This is a genomic window from Ensifer sp. ENS08 (assembly GCF_014852195.1).
Lineage (GTDB): Bacteria > Pseudomonadota > Alphaproteobacteria > Rhizobiales > Rhizobiaceae > Ensifer > Ensifer adhaerens.
Genome location: NZ_JACVBF010000009.1, coordinates 69,674 through 90,512, shown reverse-complemented (window position 1 = coordinate 90,512; position 20,839 = coordinate 69,674). Strand labels below are relative to the sequence as shown.

Sequence of the window (20,839 nt, the reverse complement as noted above, 5' to 3'; positions counted from 1 at the left end):
TCAGCGCCCCTTCGGCCGAAGCAGATCGGCCAGCGCGTCGCCGACGAGGCTGAAGCCGAGCCCGGTCAGAACGATGGCGATGCCGGGCATCAGGCTCATCCACCAGGCCGTCATCAGGAAGTTGCGGCCCTCCGCGATCAAGACGCCCCATTCGGCAGCCGGCGGCTGTGCGCCGAGGCCGAGATAGCCGAGCGACGAGCCGAGCAGGATCGCGAGCGCCATATCGGTCATCCAATAGACGAGGATTGGCGAGATCGCGTTCGGCAGCAGATGGCGGAAGATGATGCGGCGATCGGAGTAGCCGAGAACCCGGCCGGCCGCGGCATAGTCGTTGGCCTTCTGCGCCATGATTTCGGCGCGCGTCAGCCGGGCGTAATAGACCCAGTTCACCGCGGTGATCGCCACATACATGTTGACGAGGCCAGGGCCCAGCACCGCGACGATCGCGATCACCAGCACCAGGAAGGGAAAGGTGATGATCGCGTCGACGCAACGGCCGAAGATCACGTCGGCAATGCCGCCGTAGTAACCGACGAAGGCGCCAACGGTGAGGCCGATCAAAAGCGCGAAGATCGTCGCGAAGAAGGCCATCTGCATGTCGACGCGATAGGCCCAGATGACGCGCGAGAGCACATCGCGGCCGAAATTGTCGGTGCCGAAGGGATGCGCAAGGCTCGGCCCCTGCTGGATCGCCTGGAGGTCGAAGGCAAGCGGGTCGTAAGGAGCAAAGAGCTGAGGGAACACCGCAAGCGCCAGCGACAGGCCGAGAATGACAATGCCGATCACGAAAGAAGGACGGGCGAAGGCGCGTGCCAGAAAGGCGGCGAGCCGTCCCCGCGTCCGCGAATGGGTGAGAGTCAGGACCGTCATGATTGGCGAAGCCTCGGATCGAGCCAGGATTGCACGACATCCGTCAAGAGGAAGACGACGGAGACGAGCACGGCGAAGGTGAGCGTCAGGCCCTGGATCAGCGGATAGTCGCGGGCAAAGATCGCCTCCAGCATCAGCCGGCCGACACCAGGAATGGCAAAAACCGTCTCGGTCACCAGCGTGCCGCTCATCAGGTTGCCGATCGACAACCCCAGCAGAGTGACCGTCGAAACGAGCGCATTGCGCAACACGTGCCGGGTCATGATGATGCGCGGCGACAGGCCCTTGGCCCGCGCGAACTGCACATAGTCGGCGTCGAGCACCTCGATCAGCGAGGCGCGCAGATTGCGCAGGATGATCGCCGACGTATAGAGCGCGACGCTGAGTGCGGGCAGGATCAGGTGATAGAGATTGGCGAAAAAGGTCTTGCCGTAGCCGCCGACCGGAAACCAGCGCAACTGCGCCGCAAGCACGGTGAGCAGCAGGAGCCCGATGTAAAAGACGGGCATGGAAAGACCGACCTGAAAGACGCTGCGGATGGCAACATCGACAGGGCTGTTGACGCGCGCTGCCGCGAGGAAGGCGAGCGGCCCGGCGAGGAACACAGCAAGCACGACCGCATAGAGCGCCAGGAAGATCGTCGTCGGCAACCGGCTGAGAATGACCTCGGTCACCGGCGCCTTCAACATGATCGAGCGGCCGAGATCGCCGGTCAGCGTGTTCTTGACGAAGACGAGGAACTGCACCGGCAACGGCTCATCGAGACCGAGATTGTGCCGGATCTGTTCAAGCTGCGCATCGGTCGCCTTGGCCTCGGCCATGGCGATGGCCGGATCTCCCGGCAAAAGGCGCACGAGCAGGAAGATGAAGATCATCACCAACAGGAACGTCGGGATGATCTGCAGCAGCCGTGCAACGAGATAGGAAAGTGAGGGCATGGTTCCAACCTTCAACGGAGAACCGGGCGGCTTGCCGCCCGGTTTTCGCAGATCGTTCCGCTATCAGTCGGCGCGCCAGGCTTCAGAGAAGTCATTGGCGCCGAGCGGCGTCTGGACGTAGCCTTCGATCGATTTCGAGACGGCGACGGCAAACGGCGTTTCGAACAGGAAGAGCAACGGTGCCTCGGCCGCGTAGATCTCCTGCATGCGCTTGTATTCGTCCTTGCGCTTGGCCGGATCGGTCTCGACGTTGGAGGCCTCGAACAGCGTGTTGAATTCCTGGTTGTTCCAGCCGGTGCCGACGGCCTGACGCTGCTTGTAATAGCCGAGCCAGCCGGTCACCTGCGCCGGGTCGTTGACGTCGTTCGCCCAGCCATAGGAGTGGATGTCGAAATCGCCGGACCGGTTCTTCTCGCCGCGGGTCGGGTTGTCGACCTGCTCGACCTTGAGGTTGACGCCGAGTGGCGCCCACATCTGCTGAAGTGCGGTAAACAATGTTGCGTCGTCGGCACTGCCGGCAAGCGTGGTGAGCTTAACCTCGAAGCCGCCGCTGAGGCCGGCTTCCGACAGCAACTGCTTGGCCTTTTCCGGATCGTAGGGGTAAAGCGGCGCCGGACCGTAATGCAGCTGCGTCGCAGCCGACATCAGCGAGGTCATCGGCTTGCCGGTATCGAAGGTCACGAGCTTGATCAGCACGCTCTTGTCGGTCGCATAGTTCAGCGCCTGGCGCACCTTGACGTCGGCAAGCGGGTTCTTCGCGCCGTCCTTCTTCGCCTCGCGCGTATTGATCGGCGCGTAGACGATGCGGGTCGAGGGGAAGAGCTCCATCTTCAGGTTCGGATCGGCGCCGAGCTCGCCGACACGGGCAAACGGAATGAACTCGGCGGCGTCGACTTCGCCGGCCTGAAGCTTGAGGATGCGGGTCGCGTCATCTGGAATGACGAGGAATTCCACCCGGTCGAGATAGGGCAGCGGCTTGCCGTCTTCGCCCTGGCGCCAGTAGTTCGGGTTGCGTTCGAAGCTCATGCTCGAGCCCTGCACATGGCTCTTCATGACGAAGGGCCCCGATGTCACCGGACCAGCCGAGAAGAAGGCGCGCGCCTTTTCCTGGTCGGTCGCGCCGGCCGCCTTTTCGAAGGCTGCCTTTGGCATGATGCCGGTGTTGAAAGTTGCAAGGATCGAGATGATCGTCGGGTCGGGATTTTTCAGCGACACAGTGATCTTGTTGCCATCGGCCGTGACCGCGTCGACTGCGCCGAGCAGCCCCGCCCAGGGGCCGAGTTCGGCATTGCGTGCCCGATCCAGCGAGAAGACGACGTCGGCGCCGGTAAGGTCGGAGCCGTCGGAAAACTTGAGGCCGCTTCGAAGCGTCAGGGTGATGGTCTTGCCATCTGCCGAAACCTCGTGAGCCTCGGCGAGACCCGGCACGATCGAACCATCAGGACCGTTGCGGAGCAGCGTTTCGTAGAGACCGTTCACCATCCAGAGATCGGGATTGCGGTCGGCGTAAACGGGATCGATGACGGTCGAGTCGTCGTAGCGGGCGAATGTCATCGCGCCACCGCGTTCGATCGCAAACGCCGAGGTGGCCGCAAGCAGACCCAGCGTCGTGCCGAGCAGAATAGGCAATATAGGTTTCATCTCACTCCTCCTTTTGACCGCAGCCGACATCGATCGCGCGCTGAACACGTTTATTGGATATTGGATCCAATTTTTCTTAGTATTTTTTGCCGCCGACGGATTGCCGCGAAGACGTTCTTGTAGTTCCCCTTTTCAAGAAGGCTGGCATACGATCTGATCGGCTTGCCGAACCAACTTTAGCTGGACTAAAGTACATCGATAGACGTGAGTCAAGCGGAAAGAAAGTCATGCCCCTGAAGATCGAAGAGGCGCCCGGAGCCCATGAAGGCGCCTCCCTCCCCGAAGCCTCGACACCCGCCTCGCTCGGGCAAATGCTCAGAGCTCGCCGCAAGGAAATCGGCAAGACCATGAAGGACGTGGCGCGCGAGGCCGGGCTGACCGAAGGCTTCATCAGCCAGATCGAGCGCGGCATTTCCACCCCGTCGCTAATCTCGCTGTACAACGTCGCCAATGCGCTCGGCACCAGCGTCGACACCTTCCTGTCGCAGCCGCCGCAGCATTCGCATTCGATGGTCTCGCACGCAGGGGAACGCCCCGGCTACAATGTCGAGACCAAGGAGCGCGTCTACGAACTGATCGAACGCGGCTTTCCGGGCGCGGCGCTCAACGGCTGCATCACCCAAATGCCGCCGGGCTATGCGTCGGAACTGACCAGCCACGAGGGCGAGGACTTCCTTTACCTGATCGAGGGCGAGATGCTCTACCAGATCGATGGCAAGGACTATCTGCTGAAGGCCGGCGACACGCTGCACTTCCCCGCCTCGCTGCCGCACCGCGCCCGCAATGTCGGCGCGGGACCGGCCCGCGAACTCTGGGTCGGCACCACCCGGATCATCAAGGAAGACTGAACCGGCAGAACAATCCAAAGGCTTGGGCCGAAAGGTACGGGCCGCAACGAGGCGGCCCGCAAAGGCAGACCTTACTGCTTGCGCGGCCAGGTGTCGGCAAGGCGGTAGCCGGCTGGCCACGGATCGGCCGGGTCGAGCATCACCTGGTGCGTGCCGGTGATCCAGGCACGTCCGGAGATCTCAGGCACGATCGCCGGGCGTCCGCCGACCGTCGTTTCGCCGACGATGCGGCAATTGAAGGTCGAATCGATGATCGAGTGGCCGCTGAAGCGCTGGCCGACCTTCATCAGCCCACGCGCGTGCAGCACCGCCATGCGCGCCGAGCAGCCGGTGCCGGTCGGCGAGCGGTCGAGCTTGGCCGGCTGGATGACCACCGTGTTGCGGCCATGCAGGATGCCGTCCTTTTCTTCGACCGGCATCGTCAGCTGGCAGAAGGAGATATGATCCCATTCCGGATTTTCCGGATGGGTGAAGCCGAGCTGTTCGTTGGCCGCGCGGGTGATTTTGATGCCGGTTTCGGCAAGCTCGCGCGCCTCGTCTGGCGTCACCGAGAAACCAAGAGCGCGAGCGTCGGTGATGACGAAGCTGTCGCCGCCATAGGCGGTATCGACCGTCAACGTGCCCAGACCCTCGACTTCAAGCTTGGCGTCGAGCTTGTCGGCAAAGGACGGCACGTTGGTGACGGTGATGCGCTCGGCCTTGCCGTTGCGGCACTCGGCAACGACGTTGACCAGTCCACCGGGCGCTTCCAGCACCAGGCGCGTTTCCGGCTCCTGCATCGGTACGATGCCGCTGTCGAGCAGAACGGTGGAGACGCAGATGGAATTCGAACCGGACATCGGCGGCGTATCTTCGGGCTCCATGATGATGAAGCCCATGGTCGCGCGCGGGTCCTTCGGCGGCACAAGCAGATTGATGTGGCGGAAGACGCCACCGCGCGGCTCGTTGAGCACGAAATTGCGCAGCGTCTGGTCTTCGGCGATGAAGCGGCGCTGTTCCCAGAGCGTGTTTCCAGGCGGCGGCGCGACGCCGCCGACGATGACGTCGCCGACTTCCCCTTCCGCGTGGCAGGAAACGATATGAACGACCTTGTTGCTGCGCATGCGCTTTCTCCTTCCGTGACGGTGGACGGACGCCACCCGGGCGCGCCCATCACTTGCGGCCGCTCCCCCATTTCACCGGGTGACGCGATGGCGTCGCCCGTCGACGAAACGACTCTTAGAAAAATTGGATCCAATATACAATCTGAAAATACTCATAATCCAAATCCGGCCAGAGAGGCCTGCTGCAAACGTACGCCGTGACAGTCCGCCGACCGGCTTGTCGGCAGCGACGTCGAAATAGCTGCGCTTTGAGTTCGATCTGCGACATGGAAGCGCCTCGAGCACACCTCAAGAGCTCACATGAACCCCGGATTGCGGGGCAGATAGCGCGTCCAGTCGCCATAACCGGGAGACGCCATCAGCAGCATTGGAAACGTGATCCGCATCCCCTGATTGACCGCAAGGCTCAAAGCGCCGTCGCATGCCCCGGGCAAGAAGGCCGAAATCCTCTCAGACGTGCCCGCGGCGGCCAATCGCAACGCGGCCGCGAAGGCATCTTGAACATTGTCGGGCCACAGGACGGCGAGTGGGCCGATGTGCCCGTTGGCGCCGATATAGCCGTATCCGGCAGGATCGCTGCCGGCGTAAAACAGAAACCCTCGGGTTGCCAGATCGCCAAGCAGGTAGCGATGGTGCTTGTCCCGCGATACGCCGATGGCGCAGCGATCGACCGTCGCCAGCGTCTCCATGGTCGCTGCATCGGGTTCGATCGGCACGGCGCGCAGGACCGCCTCCGGCAACATCCGCACTGCCTCCCGCCTGGCATCGAAAAAATAGATCGGCGTGCGCGGAAAGAAGCCGTGTCGCATGTAGAGCCCCTGCGACACCCGATTGAAGGTGAAGGTGATCAGCGCCTTGTGGGCTGCGCCTGACTTGCGCGCATGTTCCAGAGTTCGTTCCAGCAGCGAATTTCCGATGCCCCGGCCCTGTTGAGCGGGATCGACGAACAACTGGGCGAGAAACCAGAGATCCCCGCAAGTCCAACTCCAGGCGCATCCGACGATGCCCCCGCCCTCTTCGGCCACCCAGAGGCCGTCCGGATCGTCCCTAAGGCAAAAAAGCTGAAAATTGGGAGGGCTTGTCGCCGCCATCGCGCCGAAGCCGTGCCGAATGGTAAGATCGTTGATGCTTGAGACGACCAGTGCATCGGTCGCAGCCAATTCGTCGGCTTGAGCAGGCCTGTAAACGAGCGGCATTGGTAACACCACGAGAGGTTTCCAAGACAAGGCTGGCTTCGCAGGCTCGACCATATCACGCTCTGCCGCTCCGCTTCATCAGAGACCTTTCCTCCGTCAGACGATTTCCGGCTCCGGCGACGAGATCGTCGCGCCTACTTTCCAAAGCTCTGTTGCCCGGCGCCCGGATTGGACCTATGACCGTTGACCAACAGCGCGAAAACGCTTCCGAATTCGCCGTGCCGAGAGGCTTGGCCAGCGGGGTTTGAACAGGATGAAACTCGACGCCGTCGATGTCAGGCAAGCCGCCTCAGCGGCCGATATCGTCTATGAGGCCTTGCGCAAGGCGATCATCGAAGGCGACCTTGCCGAAGGCGAGAACCTGCGCCAGGACCACATCGCCCAGATGTTCAACACCAGCCGCATTCCGGTGCGCGAGGCGCTTTCGCGGCTGGAGCAGCATGGGCTGATTACCACCGAGCGCTATAAGGGCGCCGTTGTCGCCGGCCTCTCGATTGAGGAAATCGAGGAGATTTTCGAGTTCCGCGCACTGATCGAGGCTGAGGTCATTCGGCTTGCCGTACCCAGTCTCGACCGCCGTACTCTGGACCTTGCACGCCAGCATTGCGAGGAATTCGAGCAGGAGGAAAATTCCGACCGCTGGGGCGAAATCAACCGCAACTTCCACTACAGCCTCTACGAGGCAGCTCGTCGCCCCTATTACCTGCAGATCGTTCGCGCCTCTCTCGATCGCATCGACCGTTACCTGCGGGCGCAGCTGACGCTAACCTCGGGCGTCGCGCGTGCGCGCCGCGAACACAAGGCGATCCTGGATGCCTGTGTGGCGCGCGACGCCGAGCGGGCCAGCGCCTTGACGCGCGATCATATCCTCGATGCCGGTCGCTCGCTGACCGTCTTCCTGAGAGAACAACGAGGCTAGCGGCGCGGTTTCTCCCGCGGCTTTGGCCGACCGTCATAATAGTTTGATTTACATATCATTTTATCGTGTTTCATTCCGGATCGATGCTCGATCCTTCACAGCAGTGCTCCCGCTGAAATTGCGCCGCACGTCGACCGCTCTCCGGTTGACAAGCGGGGCGGAAGCCTGAAAAGTGAAGCCTCTATCGAGACCGGCAGCGTTGGGAGGACTTGATGTCTGTGCGCGCGTTTTTCGGCCTTTCCACCCTCTTCCTGTCGCTTTTGACCGCCGGCATCCCCGCCGTCGCCCAGGAGAGTGGACGGCAGATCGAGATCACTCAGGACGGCGATTATTTCGGTTTCGACCTCAGGACCGAACAGAACGTCTCGCTCGACGAATGCCAGCAGACATGCATCGCGGACCAGGCCTGCCGCGCCTTCACCTACAATCCCAAGGTGAAGTGGTGCTTCCTCAAGTCCGACTATAACCAGCTCAACACCTTCCCCGGCGCCATCGCCGGCAAGGTCGTGCAGCCGCAGGTCACACAAGCCGACATCGGCGCGCCGCCGCGCCTGAAATTCCTGTCGGATCAGTTGCTGCAGGACGCCCGCAACACCAAGGCCAATCTTACCCTTGCCGACGATCAGCAGGGCATGGGCGTCAATACGCTCATCGACATGGCACGCGGCCAGGCCGGCATGGGCAATATCGAAAATGCGCTGAAGGCCTTCCAGGGCGCGTTGGCGATCAATCCTGATGACGCCGAACTCTGGCTGGAGGCGGCGCGAACCGCGAACCGCATCACCAACAATTCAAGCGTATCGATCCAGGCGGCGATCGCCGCGATCAACGGCTACGAGCTGACCCGCACCACCGAGAGCCGGGCGCATGCGCTTGCCGTCATGGCCAAATCGCTGGAAGGCGCCGAGAATTTCCGCGCCGCACTGAACGCCTACAAGGCGAGCCTGGAACTGGTGAAGGCAAAATCGGTCGAGGCAGCCTATCTCGACCTTAAGCAGCGCAAGGGCTTCCGCGTCGTCGAACATACGATCGATTCCGACGCTGCGACGCCGCGCGCCTGCGTGCAGTTCTCCGAGCAGCTTTTGAAGAGCGGCGCCGACTATGCCTCCTTCGTCACCGTCAATGGTGCTGCGCCAAAGGCGCTTGAGGCGAAGGGCGACCAGATCTGCATCGAAGGCCTATCGCATGGCGAGCGCTACAAGCTGACCCTTCGCGCCGGCCTGCCGTCCACCGTCGACGAAATGCTCGAAGCGCCCGTCACCCTCGATATCTATGTCGCGGACCGCGCCCAAATGGTGCGCTTCACCGGCGACAGCTTCGTGCTGCCGTCGACCGCGCGCCGCGGCATCCCGCTCGTTTCCGTCAACACCGACAGCGCCAAGCTGAAACTCTACCGCGTCGGCGATCGCAGCATCGCCCAGGTGCTGCAGAGCTCGCAGTTCCTGACCCAGCTCGACGGCTACAGCGCCCAGCGCATCGAGGATGAGATCGGCGAACTCGTCTGGCAGGGCTCGCTCGACATCGAGCGCGACGTCAACAAGGAAGTCGTCACAAGCTTCCCGGTCGACGAGGCACTGCCTCAACGCAAGCCCGGCGTCTACGTCCTGACCGCCGCACCGACCACCGGTATCAGCCAGGAATGGGATGCGCGCGCGACGCAATGGTTCGTCGTTTCCGATATCGGCATCTCCACCTATGCCGGCACAGACGGGCTGAACGTCTTCGTGCGCTCGCTTGCGACTGCCGAGCCGATCGAAGGCGTCGAACTGCAACTCGTCGCCAAGAACAACGAGATCCTCGGCACGGCGGTGAGCGATAATGACGGCCGCGTGACCTTCACTGCTGGCCTGATCCGCGGCACGGCCGGGCTCACGCCCGCCGTCATCACCGCCAAGAAGGGCGAGGACGACTATGTCTTCCTCGACATGAGCCGCGCCGGCTTCGACCTTTCGGATCGTGGCGTCACGGGGCGCGCGGCTCCTGGCGCCATCGACATTCTCGCCTGGACCGAGCGCGGCATCTATCGTGCCGGCGAAACCGTGCATGCGGCAGCGCTTGCCCGTGACGTTGACGGCATGGCGATCGAGAACCTGCCGCTGACCTTCGTCTTCCTCCGCCCGGATGGTGTCGAATATCGCCGCATGACCAGTGCCGGCGGCAAGCTCGGCGGCCATACGCTCGACCTCGACACCCAGGCAAACGCCATGCGCGGCACCTGGACGATGCAGATCTTCACTGACCCGAAGTCGCCTGCGATCGGCGAGAAGCAGTTCCTGATCGATGACTTCGTGCCGGATCGCACCGAATTCGATCTCACCAGCGACGCCAAGGAAATCGCCGTCGGTGAGACGGCAAGCGTGGCAGTCGACGGGCGCTATCTCTATGGCGCGCCGGCTGCCGGCCTCGAACTTGAAGGCGAAGTGACGATCAAGCCGACGCGCGAAAACGCCGCCTTCAAGGGCTATTCCTTCGGTCTTGCCGACGAAGAGGCGAGCGAAGACACGCGCCTGCCGCTCGAAGAGCTTTCGTCGCTCGACGAGGAAGGCAAATCCAGCTTCGACGTCCTCATCGACGAAGTGCCCTCGACCACGCAGCTGCTTAATGCCACCGTGACCGTTCGCATGCGTGAAGCCGGCGGCCGCGCCGTCGAGCGCTCGCTGAAACTGCCGGTGCGCGCCGAGGGCCCGATGCTCGGCATCAAGCCGGAATTCGAGGGTGAGCTCGCCGAAAACTCCGTCGGCAAGTTCCGCGTCATCGCCGTCGATCCGGCCGGCAGCAAGGTCGCCATGCAGGGGCTCCTCTGGAAGCTGATCAGCGTCGAACGGAACTATCACTGGTATCGCGACGGCAGCGCCTGGAAATACGAGCCCGTCGTTACCACCAAACAGGTGGCCAACGGCAGCGTCGACCTGACGGAAGACGGCGGCGATATCTCCGTGCCCGTCGGCTGGGGGCGCTATCGCCTGGAAGTCGAGACGGCCGCGGTCGATGGCCCGACTTCGAGCGTCGAATTCGACGCCGGCTGGTATGTCGCGGCCACCTCGACGGAAACGCCTGACGGCCTTGAGATCGCGCTCGACAAGGAGAAGTATGCGGTCGGCGACACGGCCAAGCTGAAGGTCTCGCCGCGTTTTGCCGGCGAACTGCTGGTCACCGTCGGCACAGAGAACCTGATCACGACCGAGACGGCATCGATTGCGGCTGAAGGCGGCGAAGTCGAATTGCCGGTGACCGACGCCTGGGGCGCCGGCGCCTATGTCACCGCCACGCTCTACCGGCCGGGCGATGCCCAGGAAAGCCGCATGCCGATGCGCGCCATCGGCATCAAATGGCTCACGGTCGATCCGGCCGAGCGCAAGCTCGCCGTCACGCTTAACGCGCCCGAAAAGATGGAGCCGCGCCAGCCGCTCGACATCAGCCTCCAGGTCGCCGGTGCCGGTGCCAATGAGGAAGCCTATGTGACGATCGCCGCCGTCGATGTCGGCATTCTCAATCTCACCCGCTACGAGCCGGCGAACCCGGAAGCCTGGTATTTCGGCCAGAGACAGCTCGGCCTTGAAATCCGCGACCTTTACGGTCGCCTGATCGACGGCTCGCTCGGCGCGACCGGAAAACTGCGCACCGGCGGCGATGGCGGCCAGGTCGCGCTTCAGGGCAGCCCGCCCACGGAAAAGCTGGTCGCCTTCTTCGAAGGACCGGTACAGCTCGACGGCGACGGCAAGGCAACCGTCAGCTTCGACATCCCGCAGTTCAACGGAACGGCGCGACTGATGGCCGTTGCCTGGACGAAATCCGGTGTCGGCCACGCCACGCGCGACGTGGTGATCCGCGACCCCGTCGTCGTTACCGCCAGCCTGCCGCGGTTCCTGGCGCCCGGAGACCGGTCGGACCTGAGGCTCGATATCGCCAATACCGACGCACCGGCCGGCGATTACCAGATCCATGTGACGACCAGTGGCCAAGCCACGGTCGAGCAACCGGGGACGGGCAGCACGGTCACCCTGGACCAGGGCGGTCGCTCCTCCATCACCTTGCCGGTCGTCGGGCAATATCCCGGCAACGGCGTCGTCACCGTGGCGCTGACCGGCGCCAACGGCCTTTCGCTCGAGCAGTCGCTCGACCTGCTCGTGCGTCCGGCAACCCTGCCGGTGACACAGCGACAAGTGGTTTCGATCGCGCCAGGAAGCAGCCTGACGGTCGACGGGCAGTTGCTCGCCGACAGCATCCTGCAGGGCGCTTCCGTCAACCTCAGCGTCACCCGCTCTGCCGCCTTCGATATGCCGGCACTGCTGATGACCCTCGATCGCTATCCCTATGGCTGCACGGAGCAAACGACCAGCCGCGCGCTGCCGCTGCTCTACCTGAGCGAACTCGCCAAGCAGTCCGGCCTTGCCGATGACGAGGGCGTGACGAAACGGGTGCAGGAGGCGATCTACCGCGTGCTCTCCAACCAGTCCTCGTCGGGCAGCTTCGGGCTTTGGGGGCCGGGCTACGGCGACCTCTGGCTCGACGCCTATGTCACCGACTTCCTGACCCGCGCCCGCGAGCAGAAATATGACGTGCCCGAGGCCGCAATGGTTCAGGCGCTGGAAAACCTGCAGAACGGCGTCAGCTACGACACCAACGCCAAGGATCGCGGCAACGAGATCGCCTATGCGCTCTACGTGCTTGCCCGCAATCGCAAGGCGGCGATCAACGACCTGCGTTATTACGCAAACACGCTGATCAACGACTTCCCGACGCCGCTCGCCAAGGCTCATATCGCCGCAGCGCTTTCGCTGTATGGCGATGCTCAAGGGGCGCAGGACACGTTTGCCAACGCGGCGAACATGTCGACGGGCCTCGTCAATGTCAGCCTGTCGCGCTCCGACTACGGCTCGTCGCTGCGTGACGGCGCGGCGGTGCTGGCGCTTGCGGCCGAAAGCCGACCGGTCCCGCCGATCGTTCCAGAGCTATCAAAAATGGTCGCCCGCGAATGGGAACAGAAGACCTATACCAGCACCCAGGAACAGGCCTGGATGCTGCTTGCCGCCCGCGCCATCCAGAATGGCGACGAGGACATGGCGCTCGACGTCAACGGCGCATCGAAGTCCGGCAGCTATGCCGCCCAGATGACCGGCGACGCGCTCATCACCCACCCGGTGGTGATCCGCAACCAGGGTGCCGATCCGGTTTCGGCCGTGGTCACCACGGTCGCCGCCCCCGCCCAGCCGCTTTCGGCCGGCGGCGACGGCTTCACCATCGAGCGCACCTACTACACGCTCGACGGAGCCGAGGCGAACGTCATGGAAGCGCGGCAGAACGAACGCTACGTCGTCGTGCTGAAAGTCACGGAGGCCAACGACTGGCCGTCGCGCGTGCTGGTCACCGACCTGCTGCCGGCCGGTTTCCAGATCGACAATCCGAGCCTCGTCGACAGTGCCCAGCTCAGCAATTTCGAGTGGCTCGGCGAAATCACCGCGACCCATACGGAGTTCCGTAACGACCGCTTCGTCGCAGCACTCGACCGCAGCATCGGCGCCGGCCGCGAGGTCACGCTGGCCTATGTCGTGCGCGCGGTAACGCCGGGCACCTATGACCATCCGGCCGCAACTGTCGAGGACATGTACCGACCGCAGCTTTCGGCCCGCACCGCGACCGGGCGCATGGAGGTGCTGGCCGCGCAATAGGCAAGATCATGTCGATTGGGCGCAAACTGCTGATCGCCTTGCCCGTCTGCCTGCTGGTGACGGGGCTGACGGGCTTTGCGATCGAAAAGGCTGACGAGGCCTTCCCGCCGCCGCTTGCGGAGGCGGACGTCGTCTCGCGCGAGGTGGACGACGCCAACGGACAGCTCTTGCGCGCCTTCGCAACGCCGGATGGCCTCTGGCGACTGAAGACCACGGTCGACGATGTCGATCCGCAGTTCCTGAAGATGCTGATCGCCTACGAAGACCAGCGTTTTGAGGAGCATTCCGGCGTCGATATCCTGGCGCTTGGCCGCGCCGCGCTTCAATTCGTCAGCAATGGCCGGATCGTCTCGGGCGCCTCGACGCTTTCCATGCAGGTCGCCCGGCTGATCGAGCCACGGCAGCAGCGCTCGATAACCGCCAAGCTGTTGCAAATCGCACGCGCGATCCAGATCGAGCGACGGCTATCGAAGGACCAGATCCTCAATCTCTATCTCACCCATGCGCCTTATGGCGGCAATATCGAGGGCGTGCGCGCCGCGAGCCTCTCCTGGCTCGGCAAGGAGCCGAAACGGCTGACGGCCGGCGAAGCGGCCCTGCTCGTGGCACTACCGCAATTGCCGGAGAAGCGCCGCCCGGACCGCAACCATGCCGCCGCTGTCGCCGCCCGCGAACGGGTGCTGAGGCGTCTCGCCGTTGCTGACGTGATTGGCGACGGCGAAGCGGAACGCGCGATCGCCACGTCCGTTCCGTCGCGCCGGCTGCAACTCCCGGCCTATGCCGCGCACCTCGCCGAACGGGCGTTGCGCAAAGATCCGAAGGCGGTTCGGCATGAGACGAGCTTGCGCCTTGCCGTCCAGCGCAACCTCGAAGCCGTGGCAAAGGAAGGGGCAGCCAAGCTCGGACCGAAGGTTTCGGTCGCCATGGTGATGGCCGATGCGAAGACCGGAGAGATCGTCGCTTCGGTCGGATCGGCCGACTATTTCGATGCGAGCCGCTCCGGCTGGATCGACATGACGCGCATCACGCGTTCACCGGGCTCTACCCTCAAGCCCTTCATCTATGGCCTTGCCTTCGAAGAAGGGCTCGTCAGCCAGGAGACGATCATCGAGGACCGGCCGGCGGACTTCTTCGGCTACCGCCCACGCAACTTCGACATGAGCTACCAGGGCGATGTCAGCGTGCGCGAGGCGCTGCAATTGTCTCTGAACGTTCCGGCGATCCGCCTGCTCGACGCGGTCGGCCCGGCCGAGCTGATGATGCGCTTTCGCCGCGGCGAGGTGAAGCCGGCACTTCCTGCCGGCGAAGCACCCGGCCTTGCGATCGGTCTTGGCGGCGTCGGACTTTCCCTGCGCGATCTCGTGCAGCTCTATGCGGCGCTTGCCAATCGCGGCTTCCCGCTCCGGCTCGGCGACGGCGTTGAGGGCAAGGCGGGCCTGATCGAAGCGGAACCGGTGCTTTCGCCGGTCGCCGTCTGGAATGTCTCCGACGCGCTCTCCGGCGTGTTGCCGCCCGCTGGCAGTCGCCAGCGCGGCATCGCCTATAAGACCGGCACCAGCTATGGCTACCGTGATGCCTGGTCGGTCGGCTATGACGGCCGCCATGTGCTCGGGGTCTGGGTCGGACGGCCCGACAATGGGGCGGTTCCCGGCCTCACCGGCTATGGCAGCGCCGCCCCCATTCTCTTCGAAGGCTTCGCCAAATCCGGCTTCGGCATCACACCGCTGCCCGATGCGCCGGCCGGCGCGATCCGCATTTCTCAAGCCGAACTGCCGATCAGCCAGCGCCGCTTCTCGCTGACGGCAAGCGGCCTCGTCAACGCTTCGGCCCGCGAGCCGGCACCGCAGATCGTGTTTCCGCCCGAGGGCGCACGCGTCGAGCTCAGTGCGAACCATCAGGCGCTTTCGCCGCTGACACTCAAGCTCCAGGGCGGACGCGCGCCGTTCCGCTGGCTTGCCAATGGCAAGCCTCTGCCGGAGCTCACCCGCCGGCGGGTCACGCAGTGGCAACCGGATGGTGCCGGCTATTCGACGCTGACGGTGATCGATTCCGTCGGCCGCGCCGCCAGCGTGCGCGTCTTCATCGAGTAACAGTGCGGATCTCGCGTGCCGCATCTTCAGGCCGCTCGGCGAGGAGCGCTTCGATCTCCTCCTCCAACCGCACCGCATCGAGCGGCTTGTGGAGAAGACGGTGGCCGCTTGCGGTCACTTCCTTCAGCCGTGTCGGCGACGTATCGCCGGAAAGGATCAGCGCCGGCACCTCCCGCCCGAGATGGGCCCTGATCTCCCGGATCGCATCGATCCCGGTCTTGCCGGCCTCGAGACGGTAATCGGTGATGACAAGATCGACCGGCGCCTCTCCCAGGCGCGCAGCCTTCGCCAGCTCCTTTCGGGCCGTGGCAGCCGAACGCCCGGCATAGACCGCATAGCCGAGCGTGCGGAGCAACAGCGCCGTCGCATCCAGCGCGTCGCGCTCGTCGTCGATGACGACGATACCCCCTTGCTGCGTCGCAGCGGTCGGATGGGCGCGTCCGGGCTTTGCCAGCGAAGGCGGCGCGACCACCGGCAAAGTGATGGAAAACATCGAACCGCGACCCTCCGTCGAGACTACCTTGATCGGGTGGCCGAGCAGAGCGGCGGTACGCTGCACGATGGCAAGGCCGAGCCCGAGCCCCTGCGCCCGGTTGCGTGCAGGATTTTGCAGTTGCACGAACTCCTCGAAGATCGCTTCCTGCTCTGAATCGGGGATGCCGACACCGGTGTCCCAGACCTGCACCTCCACCGCCGCACCGCGGCGTCGGCAACCGATCAGCACCTTGCCGGTCCGTGTGTAACGGAACGCATTGGAAATGAGGTTGTCGAGGACACGCTTCAGCATCATCGGGTCGGTATCGACCCAGACATCCGTCATCACCACGCGCCATCCGAGGCCCTGGTCCTTCGCAATGCCGGAGAACTCCGCCTTGAGGTCGTGGAACAGTCGCCGTAGGGACACCGGTTCTCGCGCGACGGTCACGATTCCCGCGTCAAGCTTGGAAATGTCGAGCAACGCGTCGAGCAGACCGCCGAGATTGCCGATAACCGAGCGCGCGCGATCGGCGAGGTCGCGGGCGTTCTTGGCCGGAACGTCACCGTTGCGACCGAGTGCTGCGAGCGTCGAGGTGAAAAGGCTGAGGGCGTGGATCGGCTGACGCAGGTCGTGGCTTGCGGCAGCGAGGAACCGCGACTTGGAGCGATCGGCGCTCTGCGCCTTGTCGCGCTCTGCCTCAAGGCTGGTGATCAGCGACAGATTCTCGAAACGCAGCCGCACCGTTTCGGCAAGCGTCCTGTGGGTGACGCGGCTGTAGTAGAGGTCGACGCCGAAGAGGCAGATGGTGAAAATCAGATAGGTGTCGTAGATCGGCCCTTCGCCGAGGAAGCAGCGGATCGCGAAGGGCAGGAGGATCGCAACCAGCGAGCCGGCATAGGCGAGCGGAAAGGCAGACAGCGACGGCACCGCACCGCTGGCAATGCCTGTGATCACGATGCAGACGAAGGCAAGCGTCTGCGGCTCGTCCGGATGGAAGGCAAACCAGCCAAGCGCGCCCCAGAGACCGCTGGAAACCCACGAAAGCAGCGTGAAGCGCCAGGCCCATCGCCGCCAGTCCCGCGTCCGCCCTTCATCCGTCTGCCGCCGATATCGCCAGTCGAGAAGAATGCGGGCGAACGTCAGCAGATAGAGTGCGGCGCCCCATGAAAACAGCAGGTCCCACGACACAAGATCGCGCAGGACATAAGCAACCGGCAGTGGAATTGCGAAATTGGCAAAAAGCACCGCGTAAGATTGACGAAATAATAAGCCTATCAGGAGAGGTTGCAGGTGTTCGCGAGTCTCCATTGCCGCTCCTGTCTCGATGCAACGCCATGTCCGCGGAGAATTGCCGATTTCGATGAAGGATTGCTTACATGCGCAAACTGCTGACGATCGTGGTGGCAGACGATCACGCCATCGTTCGCGAGGGCCTGAAGCTGCTGCTCTCCACCATGGACCACGTATCGGTGGTTGCGGAAGCGGCCGACGGCGAGACGCTGACGACCATCGTTCGCGCCAGCAGTCCTGATCTGGTGATCCTCGACCTCGGCATGCCGGGGGTTGCCGGCGTGCAGTTCATCAACGAACTCCGGGCGGTCGCGCCGCGCATGAAGATCCTGGCGCTGACCGCAAACATCGAGCCGCGAACCGTGCGGGCCGTGATCGCCGCCGGGGCCAGCGGTTACCTGACGAAGACCGGCGACCCGGCCGAACTGAATGCAGCACTCGACGCAATGCTGCGAAACGAAATTTATCTCAGCCAATCGGTTCGTTTCGCCATCGACGATCCCCGCAGCCACCAGCCGCCGCCGACAACCGATACGGCGCTCTCCCCCATCCCCCTCACCCGCCGCGAAATGCAGATCCTCTCTCTCGCCGCCCAGGGGCTGACCGCGCGCGAGACCGCCGATCGCCTCGGTATCAGCCCGCTCACGGCCCGCAAGCATCGCGAGAACCTGATGCGCAAGCTCAGTCTGCACAACACGGCAGAGATCGCGGCCTATGCGCTGCGCATCGGCCTGCCGATCGGTTGATATCGCAGTCCTCGCCGGTCTTTCCGGAAATCACCTTCCCTTAACCACGGCAAAACAGGCGATCCTGCCACAACGCCGAAATACGGCACCTGCCGTATGTCAATCGGATACAACCAAGCGTAGTTCTCCCGCTCTATCGCGCCACCGAGATGGTTCGACGCCAAGACGTCGGCCCGGGGCGTTCCGGCTATTTCGGGAGGAGCCCCCATGCCGTCGCTGGAGCATTGGATTTCGTTCGCACTGGCAACGGCGATTTTCGCCTTCATGCCGGGCCCCGCCATTCTCTATATGACGGCGCAGACGTTGGCGCATGGCCGCAAGGCCGGCCTCCTGGCGGCGCTCGGCATTCATATCGGCTGCTACGTCCACATCGCCGCCGCGGCGCTCGGGCTTGCCGCCCTTCTTCACCATGCACCGCTTCTCTATGGGGCGATCAAGCTTGCCGGCGCCGTCTATCTGGTCTGGCTCGGCGCGACCATGCTGCTCGGGGTCGGCAAACATGCCGCCCACGCCGAGGCTGCGAAACCCGGCGTCCTGCGCGACAGCATCGTGGTGGAAGTCCTCAATCCCAAGACCGCCTTGTTCTTCGTGACCTTCCTGCCGCAGTTCGTGGATCCGGCCGCGGCGATGCCGATGTCGCTGCAGTTCCTGATGTTCGGCCTGCTGGTGAACCTTGCCCTGTCGGTCGCCGATATCGCAGCCGTCTTCCTCGCCTCCTTCACGCTCGGTCGGCTGGTTGGTGGCGCCGGCAATCTTGTTCCGCGCGCCTGCGGTTCGATCCTCATCGGCCTCGGCCTGATGCTGGCAAGTCAGCCGATCTGATCGCCCAAAGACGGTGCGCGCGCCGGGTCCGACCTTGGTGTATCCTTAAGGACGCTGAAGTCGGGGGGCGCCATGCTGAATGCAACCGAGATCGCCAAGGCCGCCGAAAGCCTGCATCAGGCCGAACGCGATCGAAAACAGATCGGGCTCCTCTCGCTCAAGCATCCCGAAATGACGGTCGACGACGCCTATGCGATCCAGGCGGCTCTGGTCCGGCGCAAACGCGACGACGGCCACCGCATCATCGGCTGGAAGATCGGGCTGACGTCCAATGCCATGCAGCAGGCGCTCGGCATCGACACGCCCGATTCCGGCGTGCTCTTCGACAACATGCTGTTCGACGACGGCGCAAGCATACCCGCCGATCGCTTCATCCAGCCACGGGTCGAAGCGGAGATCGCGTTCATCATGAAAACCGGGCTCAAAGGCCCGCGGGTCAACATCGTCCAGGTCCTGAACGCCACGGATTATGTCATGCCGGCGCTGGAAATTCTCGACAGCCGGATCGTCCGCACGGATCCGAAAACAAAGAAGGCGCGCATCCTCGTCGATGCGATCGCCGACAATGCGGCCAATGGCGGCCTCATCCTCGGCGGCCGCGCCGTGCGCCCCGATACGGTCGACATGCGCTGGATGGGGGCGATCGTCTCGCGCAATGCGGTGATCGAGGAAACGGGACTTGCGGCCGGTGTGCTCAACCATCCGGCGCGCGGCATCGCCTGGCTCGCCAATCGTCTCGCGCAATGCGGCGACGCGATCGAGCCCGGCCAAATCGTTCTCTCAGGCTCTTTCATCCGCACGCTCGAAGCCAGGAACGGCGACACGATCGTCGCCGATTTCGGCGCTTACGGCTCGGTCAGTTGCCACTTCGCGTGAAGTGTATAACGACAGGCAAGCTACACACCCGCCGCGCGGATATCACTGCACCAGGATGGCGCGGAAGTCGTTGACGTTGGTGCCCGTTGGCCCCGGCTTGAAGAGATCGCCGAGCGCATCGAACGCCGACCAGCTGTCGTTCTTCTGCAGGAATGTCGCGGCATCCAGCCGTTGCGCCGCGAGGCGGGCGATGGTGGTGTCGTCGGCGAAAGCGCCGGCGTTGTCCTCGGAGCCGTCGATGCCGTCGGTGTCTGCGGCGAGCGCCGAGACCCCTTTGGCACCGTCGATGCCGAGCGCCAGCGCCAGCAGGAATTCGCTGTTGCGTCCGCCCTTGCCCTTGCCGCGGATGGTGACGGTCGTCTCGCCGCCCGAGAGAACGACGACCGGTTTGGTGAACGATCGACCGCGGCCGGCGACTTCCCGGGCGATCGCCGCATGCACACCGCCAACGTCGCGCGCCTCTCCCTCGATCGCATCGGAAAGAATGATCGCGTCGATGCCGGCGGCACGCGCCTCTGCAGCCGCGGCCTCGAGCGAGACGGATGCGGATGCGATCAGCCGGACTTCGTTACGGGCAAAACGCGGGTCATCAGGAGATGGCGCGGCGCTATCCGGGCTATTGATCCACGCCATAACCTTTGCCGGCAGGTTCAGACTGTAGCGCTCGATCAGCGTCAGCGCATCCTCGCGCGTGCTGGCGTCCGCCAGTGTCGGGCCGGAGGCGACCAGCGCCGGATCGTCACCCGGAATATCGGAAACGATCAGCGAAACGACCTTGGCCGGATAGGCCGCGGCAGCCAGCCGACCGCCCTTGATCATCGAGACGTGCTTGCGCACGGCGTTCATGGCGCTGATCGGCGCGCCGGAGGCAAGCAACGCCCGGTTGACGGCGATCTCGTCTTCCAGCGTCAAGCCGGGTGGTGGCGAGGGCAAAAGCGCCGAGCCACCGCCGCAGACGAGCGCGACGACAAGATCGTCCGCCGTCAGGCCGCCGACTTCGGCGAGCAAGCGCTTCGAAGCCAGCAAACCGTTTTCGTCAGGCAGGGGGTGCGACGCTTCCAGCACCTCGATCGTCTCGCATGGGGCTGCATAGCCATAGCGGGTGACGATCACGCCCGAGAGCGGACCATCCCAATGGCGTTCGAAGGCGGCTGCCATCTGGGCCGCACCCTTGCCGGCCCCAACCACCACCGTCCGCCCCTTCGGTCGCGCCGGCAGGTTGGCCGCGATCACTTTCTCCGGATCAGCCGCCGCAACGGCCGAGGTGAACAGCGCTTCGAGGAAACGGCGTGGATCGGTGATGGCTGGCATTGGTCTCCCCCTGGAGGATGTCGCGTCGCTCCATCCTTATAT

General features: G+C 64.0%; 14 protein-coding genes. 7 read left to right on the top strand and 7 right to left on the bottom strand.

The window, feature by feature from the left end; all coding sequences use genetic code 11:
• The 3 genes from IB272_RS19990 to IB272_RS19980 form a co-directional block, all read right to left on the bottom strand.
• Positions 1-870, bottom strand: a complete 870-nt coding sequence (locus tag IB272_RS19990) for an ABC transporter permease (protein ID WP_034799417.1) — start codon at positions 868-870, stop codon at positions 1-3.
• Positions 867-1,808, bottom strand: coding sequence for an ABC transporter permease (locus IB272_RS19985; protein WP_060518297.1), 942 nt, complete (start codon positions 1,806-1,808; stop codon positions 867-869). The genes IB272_RS19990 and IB272_RS19985 overlap by 4 nt, the downstream gene beginning before the upstream one ends.
• A 63-nt stretch (positions 1,809-1,871) precedes the next feature.
• Complete coding sequence (locus IB272_RS19980; protein ID WP_113079851.1) at positions 1,872-3,449, bottom strand: ABC transporter substrate-binding protein; 1,578 nt, start codon at positions 3,447-3,449, stop codon at positions 1,872-1,874.
• A 227-nt stretch (positions 3,450-3,676) separates the two neighbouring features.
• Between IB272_RS19980 and IB272_RS19975 the strand changes: the two genes are divergently transcribed.
• Positions 3,677-4,297, top strand: a complete 621-nt coding sequence (locus IB272_RS19975; RefSeq protein ID WP_192444776.1) for a cupin domain-containing protein — start codon at positions 3,677-3,679, stop codon at positions 4,295-4,297.
• Positions 4,298-4,368: 71 nt separating this feature from the next.
• On the opposite strand, the gene IB272_RS19970 is transcribed toward IB272_RS19975, so the two are convergent.
• Complete coding sequence (locus IB272_RS19970; RefSeq protein WP_112974748.1) at positions 4,369-5,400, bottom strand: proline racemase family protein; 1,032 nt, start codon at positions 5,398-5,400, stop codon at positions 4,369-4,371.
• A gap of 296 nt (positions 5,401-5,696) precedes the next feature.
• Complete coding sequence (locus IB272_RS19965) at positions 5,697-6,596, bottom strand: GNAT family N-acetyltransferase (RefSeq protein WP_112974747.1); 900 nt, start codon at positions 6,594-6,596, stop codon at positions 5,697-5,699.
• 253 nt (positions 6,597-6,849) lie between these two features.
• Between IB272_RS19965 and IB272_RS19960 the strand changes: the two genes are divergently transcribed.
• The 3 genes from IB272_RS19960 (at position 6,850) to pbpC (ending at position 15,274) form a co-directional block, all read left to right on the top strand.
• The gene (locus tag IB272_RS19960) at positions 6,850-7,515 is read left to right on the top strand and encodes a GntR family transcriptional regulator (protein WP_051659493.1); all 666 of its coding nucleotides are present in this window, start codon (positions 6,850-6,852) and stop codon (positions 7,513-7,515) included.
• 218 nt (positions 7,516-7,733) lie between these two features.
• Positions 7,734-13,184, top strand: coding sequence for an alpha-2-macroglobulin family protein (locus tag IB272_RS19955; RefSeq protein ID WP_192444884.1), 5,451 nt, complete (start codon positions 7,734-7,736; stop codon positions 13,182-13,184).
• An 8-nt stretch (positions 13,185-13,192) separates the two neighbouring features.
• On the top strand, positions 13,193-15,274 hold the full coding sequence (gene pbpC, locus IB272_RS19950) for a penicillin-binding protein 1C (RefSeq protein WP_192444774.1): 2,082 nt from the start codon (positions 13,193-13,195) through the stop codon (positions 15,272-15,274).
• Here pbpC and IB272_RS19945 read toward each other — a convergent pair.
• Positions 15,264-16,940: an ATP-binding protein gene (locus tag IB272_RS19945; protein ID WP_348646797.1), complete on the bottom strand. Its 1,677-nt coding sequence runs from the start codon at positions 16,938-16,940 to the stop codon at positions 15,264-15,266. The genes pbpC and IB272_RS19945 overlap by 11 nt on opposite strands.
• Before the next feature lie 188 nt (positions 16,941-17,128).
• Between IB272_RS19945 and IB272_RS19940 the strand changes: the two genes are divergently transcribed.
• From IB272_RS19940 to hpaH, 3 genes are all read left to right on the top strand, one after another.
• Positions 17,129-17,788, top strand: a complete 660-nt coding sequence (locus IB272_RS19940) for a response regulator transcription factor (protein ID WP_034799397.1) — start codon at positions 17,129-17,131, stop codon at positions 17,786-17,788.
• Between the two features lie 207 nt (positions 17,789-17,995).
• Positions 17,996-18,610 (top strand): LysE family translocator, encoded by a 615-nt coding sequence (locus IB272_RS19935; protein WP_192444770.1) that lies wholly within the window; start codon positions 17,996-17,998, stop codon positions 18,608-18,610.
• Positions 18,611-18,682: 72 nt separating this feature from the next.
• The gene (hpaH, locus tag IB272_RS19930; RefSeq protein WP_034799390.1) at positions 18,683-19,486 is read left to right on the top strand and encodes a 2-oxo-hept-4-ene-1,7-dioate hydratase; all 804 of its coding nucleotides are present in this window, start codon (positions 18,683-18,685) and stop codon (positions 19,484-19,486) included.
• 42 nt (positions 19,487-19,528) lie between these two features.
• Here the strand turns inward: hpaH and IB272_RS19925 are convergent, their stop codons facing one another.
• On the bottom strand, positions 19,529-20,797 hold the full coding sequence (locus tag IB272_RS19925; protein ID WP_192444768.1) for a glycerate kinase: 1,269 nt from the start codon (positions 20,795-20,797) through the stop codon (positions 19,529-19,531).
• Positions 20,798-20,839 lie beyond the last annotated feature (42 nt).